Annotated in this window: 15 protein-coding genes; 7 read left to right on the forward strand and 8 right to left on the reverse strand. The window is 59.4% G+C overall.

All coding sequences use genetic code 11. The annotated features are described in order from the left end of the window. The first annotated feature begins 3 nt into the window (after positions 1–3). Positions 4–804, forward strand: coding sequence for a hypothetical protein (locus Q0X23_RS03660; RefSeq protein ID WP_297859036.1), 801 nt, complete (start codon positions 4–6; stop codon positions 802–804). A gap of 149 nt (positions 805–953) precedes the next feature. Beyond that, the gene (locus Q0X23_RS03665) at positions 954–2,156 is read left to right on the forward strand and encodes an adenylosuccinate synthase (protein WP_297859037.1); all 1,203 of its coding nucleotides are present in this window, start codon (positions 954–956) and stop codon (positions 2,154–2,156) included. On the opposite strand, the gene Q0X23_RS03670 is transcribed toward Q0X23_RS03665, so the two are convergent. The 6 genes from Q0X23_RS03670 to ald form a co-directional block, all read right to left on the reverse strand. Then, positions 2,153–3,280: an ABC transporter permease gene (locus Q0X23_RS03670; RefSeq protein ID WP_297859038.1), complete on the reverse strand. Its 1,128-nt coding sequence runs from the start codon at positions 3,278–3,280 to the stop codon at positions 2,153–2,155. The genes Q0X23_RS03665 and Q0X23_RS03670 overlap by 4 nt on opposite strands. Before the next feature lie 57 nt (positions 3,281–3,337). Further along, positions 3,338–3,775: a 3D domain-containing protein gene (locus Q0X23_RS03675; RefSeq protein WP_297859039.1), complete on the reverse strand. Its 438-nt coding sequence runs from the start codon at positions 3,773–3,775 to the stop codon at positions 3,338–3,340. A 367-nt stretch (positions 3,776–4,142) separates the two neighbouring features. Continuing rightward, a complete protein-coding gene (locus tag Q0X23_RS03680) occupies positions 4,143–5,741 on the reverse strand; it encodes a DAK2 domain-containing protein (protein ID WP_297859040.1) in 1,599 nt (532 codons plus the stop codon). Further along, positions 5,734–6,075, reverse strand: a complete 342-nt coding sequence (locus tag Q0X23_RS03685) for an Asp23/Gls24 family envelope stress response protein (protein ID WP_119339902.1) — start codon at positions 6,073–6,075, stop codon at positions 5,734–5,736. The genes Q0X23_RS03680 and Q0X23_RS03685 overlap by 8 nt, the downstream gene beginning before the upstream one ends. Positions 6,076–6,224: 149 nt before the next feature. Beyond that, on the reverse strand, positions 6,225–6,896 hold the full coding sequence (locus Q0X23_RS03690) for a DUF3108 domain-containing protein (RefSeq protein WP_297859041.1): 672 nt from the start codon (positions 6,894–6,896) through the stop codon (positions 6,225–6,227). A gap of 117 nt (positions 6,897–7,013) precedes the next feature. After that, complete coding sequence (gene ald, locus Q0X23_RS03695) at positions 7,014–8,117, reverse strand: alanine dehydrogenase (RefSeq protein ID WP_297859042.1); 1,104 nt, start codon at positions 8,115–8,117, stop codon at positions 7,014–7,016. 109 nt (positions 8,118–8,226) lie between these two features. On the opposite strand from ald, the gene Q0X23_RS03700 reads away from it, so the two are divergent. Next, complete coding sequence (locus Q0X23_RS03700; RefSeq protein WP_297859043.1) at positions 8,227–8,676, forward strand: Lrp/AsnC family transcriptional regulator; 450 nt, start codon at positions 8,227–8,229, stop codon at positions 8,674–8,676. Between the two features lie 31 nt (positions 8,677–8,707). On the opposite strand, the gene truB is transcribed toward Q0X23_RS03700, so the two are convergent. Next, on the reverse strand, positions 8,708–9,637 hold the full coding sequence (gene truB, locus Q0X23_RS03705; RefSeq protein ID WP_297859044.1) for a tRNA pseudouridine(55) synthase TruB: 930 nt from the start codon (positions 9,635–9,637) through the stop codon (positions 8,708–8,710). A 373-nt stretch (positions 9,638–10,010) separates the two neighbouring features. On the opposite strand from truB, the gene Q0X23_RS03710 reads away from it, so the two are divergent. The 4 genes from Q0X23_RS03710 (at position 10,011) to Q0X23_RS03725 (ending at position 13,217) form a co-directional block, all read left to right on the forward strand. Then, on the forward strand, positions 10,011–10,817 hold the full coding sequence (locus tag Q0X23_RS03710; protein ID WP_297859045.1) for an enoyl-CoA hydratase/isomerase family protein: 807 nt from the start codon (positions 10,011–10,013) through the stop codon (positions 10,815–10,817). Positions 10,818–10,916: 99 nt separating this feature from the next. Further along, positions 10,917–11,879 carry a pseudouridine synthase gene (locus Q0X23_RS03715; protein WP_297859046.1) on the forward strand — a complete coding sequence of 321 codons (963 nt, stop codon included), beginning with the start codon at positions 10,917–10,919 and terminating at the stop codon, positions 11,877–11,879. Further along, entirely contained in the window at positions 11,791–12,315 is a 525-nt protein-coding gene (gene hpt / locus Q0X23_RS03720; RefSeq protein ID WP_374707468.1) for a hypoxanthine phosphoribosyltransferase, read from the forward strand. Before Q0X23_RS03715 ends, hpt begins: the two co-directional genes overlap by 89 nt. A 224-nt stretch (positions 12,316–12,539) precedes the next feature. Continuing rightward, the gene (locus Q0X23_RS03725) at positions 12,540–13,217 is read left to right on the forward strand and encodes a queuosine precursor transporter (RefSeq protein ID WP_297859048.1); all 678 of its coding nucleotides are present in this window, start codon (positions 12,540–12,542) and stop codon (positions 13,215–13,217) included. A 290-nt stretch (positions 13,218–13,507) separates the two neighbouring features. Here the strand turns inward: Q0X23_RS03725 and Q0X23_RS03730 are convergent, their stop codons facing one another. Beyond that, on the reverse strand, positions 13,508–14,728 hold the full coding sequence (locus tag Q0X23_RS03730; protein WP_297859049.1) for an endo-1,4-beta-xylanase: 1,221 nt from the start codon (positions 14,726–14,728) through the stop codon (positions 13,508–13,510).

Here is a 14,728-nt window from a genome sequence, read left to right on the forward strand (position 1 = left end):
ACTATGGGCGAGGATGGCGGGGTCGAGATTCGGCAGGGGCGGTTCTTTCGCTATGCCCTTCCCAGGGGCTGGAGGGTGCTCGAGGATGGGAATTTTGCTGTTGTCCTGGTCGCCCCCGACCAGGCAGCCCTAACCATCATGGTGGGCAACGCGGGGCTGCCCCTTGGCTACAACCCCATGCAATATGTTTACGAGCGGCTCGCACCGCAGTTCCCCAATTTGGGCTTAGGGCAGCCCCAACCTGTCCAACCCGCCATGTGGATGCAGGCAGCCTGGGGGTTTGAACTTGCCTACAACGCAGGCGGGGTGCCTTGCCGTGGCGTCGCCAAGTGCAGCATGACCGCGGGCTACGACAGTTGCACCCTGGTCATCACCTGTGCCGCAGCCCAGGAGGTGCAGTGGGCAGACTACGCCCCCTGGCTGCCCCAGATAGCCGATCAGATTGTCCCAACCCACAGCGCAGCTTTTGGAGCCAGTGCCCTGATGATGCAAAGCCTGCAAAACTCCATAGCGCTGAGGCAGCAAGCCCAGGAATACTACCAATGGTCACAACAAACCTGGCAAGAGGTCATTGCCCACCGTGACCGGATTCAGGAGAAAAACAACTTCCACTTCCGCGAAAACCTAGGGGGTGTGGAGACCTTTGTTAATCCGTATGATTCAAAGTTGGTCGAGCTCTCCAACCAGCATACCTACCACTGGGTTAATCGCCAGGGGCAGGTCTTTTCCACCAACGACCCCAGCGAGAACCCCAATGCAGGTAGCAGCGAGGAGTGGCTGCCCATGACCCGGCACAAACCCTGAAGGCTCGGATCGGTATATTCCTTTCAGTTTACCTCCCATCCAACAGCTCTCAAAACCCTGGCAAATCACCAAACCTACACCTTCAGACCGTGTAGTTTGCCCTGAAGGCTGGCTTTTCTCTTTGGGCTTTGGGCCTTAGGCTATGTAACGTGCCAGGAATTGCCATCATTGGAGCCCAGTGGGGCGACGAAGGAAAAGGTAAAGTAACCGACGCCCTCGCAGAGAATGCCGACTTTGTGGTGCGCTACCAGGGCGGGGCCAACGCTGGCCACACCGTGGTAGCCCAGGGCAAAACCTTCAAACTGAACCTCCTGCCCACCGGGGTCATCCACCCCCAGGCCACCAACATCCTGGGCGACGGGATGGTGATAGACGCCTTCCGCTTTGCCGAGGAGATGCAGAACATCCGCGCCGAGGGCCTGGAACCCAAGGTGCTGGTGTCGGACAAAGCCCATCTGGTGCTACCCCATCACAAGGCAGTAGAAGCCCGCAACAACTTTGTGGGCACCACCAAACGGGGCATCGGGCCGGCCTACTCCGACCGGGCCCGGCGGGTAGGCATTCGGGCGGGCGATCTGCTGAGCGAGGCGGTATTGCGCGAGCGGGTCGAGACCCTGCTCACCGAGAAACCCAACTCGACCCGGGAAGCGGGCTGGGACACCCCCACCAAAGCCCTGGCCGACCTCGAGCGGATGCGCGAGATTCTGGCCCCCCACATCGCCGATACCGGCCACCTGCTGCGCGAGGCCATCAAGCATGGCAAAAAGGTACTCTTCGAGGGCGCCCAGGCTACTTTGCTCGACCTCAACTACGGCGACTATCCCTACGTGACCAGCTCGCACCCCACTGTGGGTGGGATTATTGTGGGCACCGGGGTAAACCACAAAGCCATTAACAAAGTCTATGGCGTGGCCAAAGCCTATGCTACCCGGGTGGGTAACGGCCCCTTCCCTACCGAACTCCACGGCGAAGAAGACGAGTTCCTGCGTCAGAAAGGCGGCGAGTTCGGCGTAACTACGGGCCGGGCAAGGCGCACCGGCTGGCTCGACCTGGTGCTGCTCAAGTACGCCTGCGAGGTCAACGGCTTTGATGGGCTGGTGATAACCAAACTGGACGTGCTTTCAGGCTTCTCCACCGTGAAGGTGGGCATCGAGCACCTTCCAGATGGCAGCGTGAAGTACGAGGCCATCCCCGGCTGGGGCGACCTATCGGGCATTGGAAGCCGCGAACAGTTGCCCGCCAGCGTCAAGCACTTCGTCGAACTGATTGAGGACTACACCCAGACCCCGGTGGTGATGTTCTCCACCAGCCCCCGGCGCGAGGACACCTTCGGCGCGGTAAGCTGGGTTTAGCGCAGCACCTCCCCCGGCTTGATGCGCAAAGCTCGCCAGAGGGGCAGGAGTGAGGCCAGCATCACCACCAGCAGGCTAAAGCCTGAGACCCACACAAAGTCGGAGGGCTTGATGTCTACCGGGAGGCGGGTCAGGAAGTACAGTTCGCCGGGAATTTCCACCGGGCGCCACTGGAAATAGCTGGACAGGCCCCAGCCCAGCAGGTTACCCATCAGAATGCCCAGCGCACCCAGAATAAGGCCCTGCAAGGCAAAGACACCGGCCACCTGGGTTCCCCGGGCCCCCATCACCCTTAAGAGGGCGATGTCGGGGGTTTTTTCGATCACCGTAAGCACCAGAACGCTGGCCATGCCCAGGGCCGCCACCACCACAATCAGGAAGACCACAATCCCAATCACCCGCTTTTGCAGGGCCAGTTGCTCTATGAGGGTGCGGTTGCTGGACTGCCAGGTCTGGGGGAAGTAGGCCCGCCCCGCCAGGGCCATCCCCACCTCGGGGGCTTTGTCGGGGTTGCGCAATCGCAACTGATAGCCCGAGAGCGCATCGGGCTGCTCCATGAGTTCGCGGGTATCGGCCAGGGTGGTAAAGGCAAACCCGGCATCGAGCAGGTAGTTGCCGGTTTGGAAGGTGCTCACTACCTCGAGCTGAATTCGCTTCTGGTTAATCGAGACCAGAAACAGCCTGTCGCCCGGATAGGCCCCCAGGCTGCGGGCCAGCGCACTGCCCAAAACGATGCTGCCGTCTTTGAGCCTGGACAGGTCGAGCTCGGGGTAGACGGCCTGTCCACCCGCCCCCAGCCCAATCAGGGTGGCGAAGTCGGCCCCGGCCCCTCGGCCTGCCTCGGCCCGGCGGGTCAGCAGGGCCTTGGTCAGGAGCACCGGTGCCTGGCCTATTACCTCCGGGTGGGGCGGTGGAACCGGGCTATCCTCGGGGTTCAGGCTTTGCAGGTAGAGGTGGGGCACGGCTTTGAGGGTAGCTTCTACCAACCCCTTAATGAAGCCGTTGGTGAGCGAAAGCGCGGTGGTGAGCACCATAATCCCCACTGCCACCCCCAGAAGTGTGATGAGGCTCTGGGTGCGGCGGTAGCGGAGTTGGCGCAGGGCAAGAAACCAGACAAAGCGCATAGATGGGGGCGAGGGTCGAGAGCCCTGCGATTTTTCGGCCCTCGACGCTCGAGTATCTTACCCCCGGCCTCGTTGGATCACCGTTACCCGGACGTTGCGCACCCCAAAGCGGATGGCGGTGCTGCGGTCTGGCAACCACACATCCAGCCGCTCCCGTTTGCGGGGGTGCATGGTATCCTCTACAACAAAAACCCGGTTTTTGAGCAAGTAGTTGAAGCGCCCTTTACCTACTCCCGCCGGGGTGCCCAGGTCTTCGAGCATCACCTTGGAGCCATAGGGCAGTTCGCGGAGCATATCCCGGCTTACTGCGATGATACCGATGCGGGTGCGGGCCCCGGTAGCGGTGATGAAGGGGGTGCTGTCGGTTTCCCGCACCGAGGAGGTGTAGGCCGTAGCCTTGAGGGTCATTACCCTGGGGGCCTGGGCCCAGCCCAATCCAAACACTGCCAATAGCAGGATTAGACTCGGAATGCGGAGACGAAATAACCGTTCCATACCCCTTGAGGGTAGGAGGGCAGTTCTCAGATTCTCTTAGAAAGAGGCGTCACGCCTCTCATTATTTTGTGAGATTTAACTGGGGTACTAACAGATTCTTTTAATTTTTACTTGCTGGACAGAGATAATTCACGATTACACTTTATGAGTTCAACCTAAAGGGCTTCTTGAGATTTCTCATCTCAAGCATGACGGCTCCCTGACAAAGTTTATAGACCGGTATACCAATTTTTTACCGTGCTGGACGAGTTTTATCTGCAACAAACCGACAGGCTTGCATTACGCCTGCGGCGTACAAAAGTAACGCTTGCCCGAAACACCCTGTCGGATTTGAACATCTGACCATGTCTGTGGGGGTGGGTTCGAATTATTCCAGCACGGCAAGGTAATCGTAGAGGTCGGGCCCACCGGGGTGAACCTCAAGACTGAGGTCGGGGAAAGCCTGGGAAATCCGGGCCGCCAGGGTGTTCAGGGTGTCTTTTGTGACCGTAGGGCCGTGGAAAATGGTCAGTATTTCGTAGTCGCCCTCCTGGGAGGCCAGCTGGATCATGTTGAACAGGGCCTCCTCGGGGGTGTCGGCGGCCAGGGCCAGTTTGTCGTCGCGCAGGCCAATGGGCTGGCCCTCGGTCACGCTCACCCCGCCAATCTCCACGCTGCGGCTGGCCCGGGTGACCTCCAGGGTGATCGCTCTCCTGGAGGCTTCTTCCATCTCGGGCAGGAGTTCGCTCGAGGGCAGGTCGGCCTGGTAAAGCACGCTGGCAGCCAGCCCCTGGCCCATGGTGCGGGTCGGAATCACGTGTACGGTCTTGCCCTCGGCCAGACCTGCCGCCTGCTGGGCCGACATAATCACGTTGCTGTTGTTGGGCAGCACGACTACCTCGGGGTTGGGGAGGCTCCTGATGGCATCCAGGATGTCCTGCACGCTGGGGTTGGCGGTCTGGCCTCCAGCCACAATGCGGGCCCCGAAACCCCGAAAAGCCTTGACCAGTCCCCAGCCGTTGGCCACTACTACCAGGCCCGTGGGTGGGGGGGCTTCGTCGGCAGCCCCGGCCATGGAAAGGATCTCGGTGTGCTGCTGCGACATGTCCTCAACCTTGGTACGCACCATCTTGCCGTAGCGGGCCACGCTGGCCAGCAGGCCGTCGGGATCGTTGGTGTGGATGTGGCCTTTGACGTAGCCCTCGGCCCCTACCACCAGCAAGGAGTCGCCAAAGGACGACACCGCCTCGCGGATTTTCTCCACGGGTTCGGCCACCCCTTCCATTAAAAACTCGGTGCAGTAGCCGAATTCTTCCTCCTCGAAGGCGGTCTGGGCATACTTCTCGATTTTGGGCGGTTCGGGCAAGGGCAGGCCCTTGAGGTAGCCCTCGAGGCCCTCCACAAAACGCAGCAACCCCACGCCGCCCGCATCCACCACCCCGGCCTGTTTGAGCACCGGCAGCAGCTCGGGGGTGCGATCGGAGGCTTCGCGGCCACTTTGCAGAGCCCCTTGCAGTACCTCCTCGAGGCTGGCTGCCCCATTTTCCATAGCCTTGCGGGCCCCTGCGGCAATCCCCCGCGAGACCGTCAGGATGGTGCCCTCCACGGGCTTCATCACTGCCTTGTAGCCCATGCGGGAGCCCTCCTCGAGGGCCTGGGCCAGCAGGGCTGGAGAAACCACACGGGCCTCTTTGATGGCCTCAGCAAAACCCTTGAGAATCTGGGAAGTAATCACCCCCGAGTTACCCCGCGCACCCAGCAACGAGCCATAGCTAATGGCCCGGGCCACCTCGCTCATCTTGCTGGTGTCGGCCAGATCCAACTCGCGCCGTACCGATTGCAGCGTAAGGTGCATATTGGTGCCGGTGTCGCCATCCGGCACCGGATACACGTTCAGGGCGTTGGTCTCCTCGACATACACCGCGAACCAATCGGTCGCATAGCGAAAGGCCTTGGCGAGTTCAGCAGGCGAAAGAGCCTCAGCCACGGCTCACCCCCACCACATGGATTCGCACGCTGGAAAGCTCGGCCCCTGCCAGGCTTTTGGCGGCCCAGTGCACCCGCTCCCCAATGCTATCCACCACCGTGGGAATGCGTGCACCAAAAGCCACCACCACATACAGATCGGCCTGATACTTGCCAGCGGCGTTCGGGTCGGGCTTGACCACCACCCCTTCGCTGGCCTCACTACGGCCCAGGATACGGCTGATGGATTCGCGGATACCGGCAGGACTCATCCCGAGCACACCCGGCACTTCATGCGCAGCCAGGCCCAGGATAGCCGCCAGCGCACTTTCTGTCACGGTAATGTTCCCTTTCAAAATTGGCCTCCAGATTTGGCTAGTTTACCCTTCAACCCCACCCTCTCCTATAGCCGGAAAACTATTGCACGGGGTTGATTTGATTCCTTATGGCGCAACTATAGCGTACCAAAACCCAGTTTCCAACCCTCCAGTATTAGTGAAAACAATTAGCGGTTGTTGTTCTCGATAAGGGTCGCTTCCAGCCGGCCAAAATCACGCCCGAAGATGATGCGAACTGGGGTGCGGCGAGCGTCCGGGCGATACCAGACCTCGACCAGCAAATCTTCGCGGGCAAAGCGGTAGCCCACCAGGCCATTGCTGACGGGCAGAACCTCCAGACGGCCCTCGACCAGCTTGGGGTAGTCCACCGCACGAATCAGGCGGGTTTCGGGGCGAACCCGCAGATAGTAAATGAGCGAAACCTGATCCATCACTTCTTCACTGGCGCTGTTCCAGCTTGACTGTTTGCCGTCAGGATAGACCACCCTGGCACGGGAGCCGTTGTGCTCCTGGCGCTCGAAATAGAGTCGGGTAGTGCCCTTGAGGGGCTCGGTCAGGACTTGCCAGAAGCGATCCGTGAAGAAGTCGTAACCGACCTGGCTCTCCGACTCGAGGCCATAGCCCAGCGCCTGAGCCAGCCCGGTGGTCTCGAGCTTTAGGCGAAAGCGCCAGCCCCCCTCTATGGGATCGGCGCTGAGGTAGAGCCGGCCTACCCCGAGTCCCTGCCAGGTTACGTTGTAAACCAGCCGTTCACCCGGCAGCCAGGGTACAGCCTGCGCCAGGGCGGGTGGCCCCAGGCTCGCCAGCACCCACAATAGAAACCACCCTCGATAGCGCATAGGCTTTCCCCAGGGTACAGCAAGCGCCTGCGATATTCCGGGTTAGGGCGGGTAGGGGCATGTTTTATTCAGGGCCCCTGCTCCCAAAAAAGTATTTACAAACACGCTACAAGACTGTTATAGAGCTGCCCTGGGCTCGGTGTAGGGCAACCCGAAGGCTTCCGCTACGCCCAAGCAGGTCAGCTTGCCCTGGTGGGTATTGAGGCCGAGCATCAGGGCCGGGTCGTCGTGGAGGGCATCCAAGCCTTTCTCGGCCAGTTTGAGCAGGTAGGGCAGGGTCTGGTTGGTGAGGGCAAAGGTAGAGGTGCGCGGCACCGCCCCCGGCATGTTGGCCACACCGTAGTGCACCACCCCATCCACCACGTAGGTGGGGTCGGCGTGGGTGGTGGGGCGAATGGTCTCCACACAACCGCCCTGATCTACCGCCACGTCCACAATCACCGCGCCCTCCTTCATGGTGGAAAGCATCTCTCGGGTAATCAGCTTGGGGGCTTTGGCCCCGGGAATCAGCACCGCCCCAATAAGAAGGTCGGCGTGGCGAATGGAAGCCGCCACGTTGGCCTCGGTGGAAGAAAGGGTAATCACCCGCCCACCAAAGACATCGTCGAGGTACTGCATCCGGGCTTTGCTTACGTCCAGGATGGTCACCTGTGCGCCCATGCCCAGGGCAATTTTGGCAGCGTTGGTGCCCACAATGCCTCCGCCGATAATCACCACGCTCGCCGGCGCCACTCCCGGCACCCCACCCAGGAGCACACCGCGCCCGCCGTGGGGTTTCTCCAGTGCTGCAGCGCCCACCTGTGGAGCCATGCGCCCGGCCACTTCGCTCATGGGCAGCAGCAAGGGCAGCGAACCATCCTCGAGCTGCACCGTTTCGTAAGCAATGCCGGTCGTACCCCCCTCGAGCAAAGCCCGGGTGAGGGGCTCGTCGGCGGCGAGGTGCAAATAGGTAAAGAGAATAAGCTCCCTGCGCAAATACCTGTACTCCTCGGCGATGGGTTCCTTCACTTTGACCACCAGGTCGGCGGCCCAGGCCTCCGGGGCACTTACAAGTTCGGCCCCGGCTTTTTGGTACTCGGCATCGGAAATACCGGAGCCCACCCCGGCCCCCTGCTGTACCCGTACCTTGTGCCCCCGCCGCACCAGGCTGGTCACGCCCCCGGGTGTGAGGGCTACACGGTTCTCGAGCGTCTTGATCTCTTTGGGCACACCAATCACCATAGCTACCTCCTGTTTTTTTCAAGATTAGACCGGTCTGGCGGCAAAGAAAAGCAAGTTTTTACGGGCTGCGCGGACTTTGGCTTTACGTACTTAAGCCATAATGATTTATATGGCTTCCAAACTGCTTGACAAAGTCAACATCGCTATCCTGAGCGAACTACAAAAGGATGGCCGAATCTCCTATAGCGAGCTCGGCCGACGGGTGGGGCTCTCGACCCCTGCCGTCACCGAGCGGGTGCGTCGCCTGGAGGATGTCGGCGTTATTTCCGGCTATGGGGCGCGGATCAATCCGGGAACCCTGGGCTACACCATCACCGCCCTGATCGAAGTGGCTACCCCGCCGGGCCGCTACCAGCAGATGCTCGAGTTTGCCCGCGCCACCCCTGCGGTGCGCGAATGCTATTTTGTGACCGGCGAATCTTCTTTTGTGGCCAAGGTCATGACACCTTCAGTAGAGCACCTGCAAGAACTCATCCAGCAGCTTGGCTTCTACGGCAGCACCCGTACCTCGGTGGTCTTATCCCAGCCCATCATCAAGGAGACCTTCGAACTAGGTTGAAGGCTACCGAGGGCCGACTGGGATTAGATGCTTACTCCTTGAATACCCGCTTGATGCGTAGCTTGAAACCATCCCCCTCGGCCATTGCCACCAGGCGGCCCTTGGGGCCGACCAGGGCCACCAGTCCCTTGGCCGGAATGGGCAGCGGTACGCCCTCCATCACCCGTTTGGTCTCGGTGTGGGACAGCTCCACGCTGGGACAGGAGAGGGCCTCGAGCTCGTCCAGGGTTTTATTTACGTCCAGGCGATCGATCTCCTGGGCCTGCTCGAGGCCAATCCTACCTACCCGGGTTCGCACCAGCCCCGAAAGGAAGGCCTTGCTGCCCAGTTGTTCGCCCAGGTCTCGAGCAAAAGAGCGTATATAGGTACCGGGCCCTACCACCAGACGTATCACTGCAGTTGGGTAATCGCCCAGGGGCCTGGGCAACTCCACCTGGCGACCCCGTTCCGATAGCAGCCAGCCCGCTGCCGAGTGGGCAATGCGGTAGGCGATGGGTGCCGGGTCGTAAGCCAGCAGGGTCACCTCGTGATACTTGACCGGGCGGGCCTCGAGCTTTAGCGCCTGTCCTTTACGCGCCGCCTCGTAGGCCTTGATGCCCCCCACCTTCACCGCCGAGTGAGCCGGGGGCGTCTGCTCCATCAAGGCCAAAAATGCAGGCAAGGCCGCTTCAATCTCGCGTTGGGTTGGACGCCGAGAACTTTCTTCTACAATCGGCCCTTCAGCATCTAGGGTATTGGTAGTTGCCCCAAAAGAAACCCAGGCGAGATACTCCTTTTCTTCTGCGGACAAAAATGGTACCAGCTTAGTCGAAACATCCGAGGCCAGGATCAAGACCCCAGTAGCCAATGGATCGAGGGTGCCGGTGTGGCCCACCCGGCGTGTGCCCAGCAGTTTTCGGGCCATGTCTACCACGTCGTGCGAGGTGCGGCCCAATGGTTTGTTCACGGCAAATAGGGCCATGCCAGCGGATTCTACCCAGAAACCCCCCAAAGGGGTAGCCTCAGTCAGGCGCCAAAAGCTGAAGGCCGAATGTGGCCAAAGCTAGAAGATGCTCCATGTTTAAACTGAAGTACTTCTGCAGAAAAAAAGGCCGCTATCCCACCCACGATGCCGCTATGGATTCCACTTTTGGCTTTCAGCCAACAGGGCTAGTGCGTAAAGTAAAACCACGCCTCCCTCCCCCAGCGGGGGAGGCCAGGTGGGGGCATAACACCCAGCCAGACGCCTACCTGCGATCATTTGCTGTAACACCAACTGTCTGAAGTGCTCCTGGCTGAGGTTTGCGAGGGTTCACGCACTGACCCTGTTTCAGCCAATTGCGTAAACTGCTGGCATGAACTGGCAACAACGCTACGAGCGCTTGAAGTTTGACCAGCCCAGTGAAGGGGTGCTCGAGGTCGTTCTCTCCAATCCAGGCCGTCTGAATGCCGCCGATAGCCATATGCACCGCGAGCTGGCCTATGTCTGGCGGGATATCGATGCCGATGAAAATATCGGCGCGGTACTGGTGCGGGGCGAGGGCGGGGCCTTCAGCAGCGGCGGCGACTTCGAGATGATCGAGGAGATGATCCGTGATTACGAGGCCTTGCTGCGGGTCTGGAAGGAAGCCCGCGACCTGGTATATGGGGTGGTGAACTGCTCGAAGCCCATCGTGGCAGCCATCGAAGGCCCGGCGGTGGGGGCCGGGCTGGCTGTGGCACTGCTGGCCGACATCAGCGTGGCCGGCAAGACCGCCCGCATCGTGGATGGGCATGTGCGGCTGGGGGTGGCAGCGGGCGACCATTCGGTAATGGTCTGGCCTTTGCTGTGCGGGCTCAGCAAAGCCAAGTATTACCTTTTGCTCAACGAGCCCCTCTCGGGGGAGGAAGCCGAGCGCATCGGGCTGGTGTCCCGCTGCGTGGAAGATGGCGCAGTTTATGCCGAAGCGCTCAAAATTGCACAGAAGCTGACCCAGGGCTCCCCCACCGCCATTCGCTTCACCAAGTATGCCCTCAACAACTGGTTGCGCATGATGGGGCCCAACTTCGACACTTCATTGGCGCTGGAGTTTATGGGCTTTTTGGGCCCCGACGCCAAAGAGGGGCTGGCGTCCCTTCAGGAAAAGCGCAGGCCCAGGTTTCAGAAGAAGTCCCCGCTGTAAAAATGCTGATAGCGGATATCTACGCAGGAGGGAGGGGGCTATAAGGTATTCATGGCTCGAGCTCCCATACGCAGCAATACCTGCGTTACTATAATGGCTATGCGCCTTCAACAATTCTTAGCTCGCTCGGGCATTGCCAGCCGCCGCAAGGCAGAGGATTTGATTCGGGCTGGACGTGTTTCCATCAACAATCAAATTGCGAGCATTGGGGCGGTGGTGCAAACCGGCGATATTGTACGGCTGGATGGGGAGCGGGTGCGAATGCCCCAAAAAAAGGTGGTCATCGCGTTGCACAAACCCAAAGGCTACACCACCACCCACGAAGACGAACACGCCGAAAAACTGGTCTACGAGCTGGTACCCAGACACCCGGGTCTGCACTCGGTGGGGCGGCTGGACAAAGATACCGAAGGGTTGTTGTTGCTCACCACCGACGGCCAGCTTACCCAGCTCCTGACCCATCCAAGTAATCAGGTACCCAAGCTCTACCGGGCCTGGTGCAAAGGCGGCAAGGTGAGCAAGGAAGCTTGCCAGCAACTCACACAGGGCGTAGTGCTGGGGGATGGGCTGGCCAAGGCTCTGGCAGCGCAGCCCATCAAGGACGGCATCAAGCTCACACTGACCGAAGGGCGCAAGCGCGAGGTACGGCGTATGCTGCGGAAGGTAGGCTATCCGGTCGATCGGTTGGTGCGACTGGCGGTAGGGCCCATTGAACTGGGTGAGCTCGAGGTCGGCCAGTGGCGCTACCTTACCCCAGAGGAAATTAAGCTGCTGTACACCAACGCTGGACCGCCCAGGTTACGCAAGCCTGCCCAAAGCCAGCGCCAGAAGCCCGCTGCGCTCAGCAGTCGAGCCCTGTCCCCCGGCAAACGCAAGGACAGTGCCAGCCGAAGTGCATCCAGGCCCAAACCGGCTAAATTACCCCAGGCCGATGTACGAGCCAAAAAGAGTACCGTAGAATCGAGCAGTGAGCATCTTTCAACCCGGAAAAGGCAAGGTACAACTCAGCGAAGTCCAAATCGCCGCCCGAATACGCGAACTGGGCGAGCAGATAAAACATGACTATGCAGGCCAGGAGCCCCATCTGGTCTGTGTGCTGAACGGGGCTTTCATCTTTATGGCCGACCTGGTGCGGGCCATAGACATGCCGCTCACCATGGACTTTCTGGCGGTTTCATCCTACGGCAACGCCCAGAAAAGTAGCGGCGAGGTGGAGCTCTTGAAGGACTTGCGGATGCCCATTGCAGGCCGCCAGGTGATTATCGTCGAGGATATTGTAGACACCGGCATCACCATCAACTACCTGCTGCGTATGCTGGAGGCCCGCCAGCCCGCCTCGCTCAAAATTGCCGCACTGCTTTCTAAACCTTCACGGCGCAAAATCGAAGTGCCCATCCATTACCTGGGCTTTGAAATTGAGGATGCTTTTGTCTACGGCTATGGCCTCGACCGGGGTCAATTCGACCGCAATCTGCCTTTCATTACCTCTCAAGCCTGAAAATAGATGCTGGGAAAGGCTTATGCGGATTATTGTGGCGAGCGATTTGTATCCAGAAAAACCCGCCCTTACCTTAAAAGCCCTGGGCCCAAGAATCAGCCTTTCTAATCCTCGACATTTTTACATTAGACCCCAAACTGACTTTTGGCCTACAACCTTAGACTTTCGACGTTTGACATGACCCAAGCAACCAAAACCCGATCAATCACCCATCGGCGCAACCTATGAAAAGCTATCGTTACCTGGACTTGATTACAGCCCTGTTTGTGGTGGTGCTGATTGCCTCCAACATCGCCTCGACCAAAGTGGTGCTTCTGGGCCCTTTCACCTTCGACGGCGGTACTTTGTTGTTTCCGCTGGCCTACATCTTTGGGGATGTGCTCACCGAAGTATATGGCTACAAAAAAAGCCGCCGGGTTATCTGGACGGGGTTCTTCTTGCTGCTGCTCTCCACCCTCACCTTTGGCCTGGTCAATGCCCTGCCTGCTCCATCAGACGAGTTTAGCCAGAAGTCTGCCGAGGCCTTTGCCACCATCCTGGGTCTGGTGCCGCGCATTGTGCTGGCCAGCCTGGTGGCCTATTTTGTGGGTGAGTTTGTCAACAGCTACATCCTGGCCAGGCTCAAGGTAGCCACCAACGGGCGCTGGTTGGCCCTGCGTACCATCGGCTCTACCCTGGTGGGGCAGGGGCTGGACACCGCTATCTTTTTGCTGATTGCCTTTTATGGTGTCTGGGACAACAGCCTGCTCTGGACGGTATTTGTCTCCAACTACATCTTCAAAATGGGAATCGAGGTGTTGTTCACCCCCCTGACCTACACGGTGGTGGGCTTTTTGAAGCGAGCTGAGCAGGAGGACTACTACGACCGCGACACCAACTTCAATCCCTTCTCGGTTCGGTAGAACAAAAGGCGCTTTGCAGCTCTTGCAATTGACCATTCCAGCATCGCGTTCCTGCGTTTCATGGACCAAAACCTTAAGCCGAAGGCCAAAAGCGTTCAGGCTTGTGAAATGGAGCTAAGTACAACAACGTTAGGAATTTGCTCTAGCCGAAAAGGGGAGCCCATAAGCTGCGCCGCTTTTAAAGACCGGCCACTTCTTTCACCGAGACCGTCACCACAAAAAATCTAATGTGGGCGCACTTAAAAACCTGAGGCTTGTGATAGTCTACTGACACTCTTACGACGCTGTACTTAGCGCCCTAGCTGCACATTCAGAATGGTTTCCCCATCTTCGTTCTTGCCAACCTCGGCCATAGCTGTATGGCTTTGCCCGTTTACACTGACGGTCACGCGGTGCGAGCCCAGAAAGGCTCGAGTACGAAATACCCCATCTTTGTCGGTTTTTCCCTGGGCTTTGGTCCACCACCGGCCCTTGATCAGCGTTCTGAGGCGTTCGTAAGCCGGCTTGGGGCTCATGTCCGCACGCAGCAGACCCGCGGGCGCTCCCATCCAGGCATTCAGGTCGGACAAATCCCACCAGGTGATGGCTTCTATGCTGGGGTGGCTAAACAGCACTCGGTAAAGGTTCTCCACATATTCGGCCTGGATGGCCTCTCCTTCCGGTGTGCTGGGCCAGGGACTGGGGCGGGAGCTGTCCCAGGCGATGTTTGTCCCGCTTAGAACGCTAATTTCGCTGAAGCGCACCGGACGTCCAAACTGGGCAATCCGGTCTACCCTCTCCCAAACTTCTCGCATACTCCAGAGTTGCTCGTGCATGTGGGACTGGATGCCAAAAGCATCGGGCAGGCGGTTGAGCCGTGCAAGTTCGGCGTATAACCGGAGGACAAAAGGGCCCGTCTCGTAATCGTTGTAGATGTAGGTCAGGGCCTCGCCGCGCCCTGCCGCTCTTGCCCATTCAAAAGCAGTGAGTACGTAGAGTACCGGACCATCGCGCCGTAGCCACTGCTGAACCCCATTGGCTTCTTGAAGGTTGTTGGCTTCGTTGACCACATCCCAGTACTTGATGCTGCCCTTGTAGCGCTGGATGATCTCGTTCACCCGCTCGCGCACCAGCCCAATGGTCTGGTCGGGGTCGCTGGGAATCCAGCTGGGGTTGTAGAAAGACCACACCAGGGGATGTCCCAAAAGGCTGAAGTTGTGTTCTTCCAGCCAGCGAACCATGCGATCCAGGCGAGCGTAGTTACGCTGTCCCTTTTGTGGCTCGAGCTCGGCCCAGTAAAAAGGGAGGGTGGCATAGTTGAAAACCTCGAGCAGGCGGTTCTGATACGAACGCTGCCAGGCTGCCCCATTTTGAGGCTCGAGGTTGAAGACATTGACACCAAACAAAAAAGCGTGACGGGTCTGCTCGACCCGCACCTGGGCCTCGGGCACGGGCTGCCCCCTGGCATCGCGCACCCGGACTACCAGCACACCCTTGCGGTAGCGCTCGATGCGGGCATCAACTCCGGCCAT

Source organism: Meiothermus sp. (genome assembly GCF_026004115.1).
In the GTDB taxonomy this organism is placed as follows: Bacteria; Deinococcota; Deinococci; order Deinococcales; family Thermaceae; genus Meiothermus.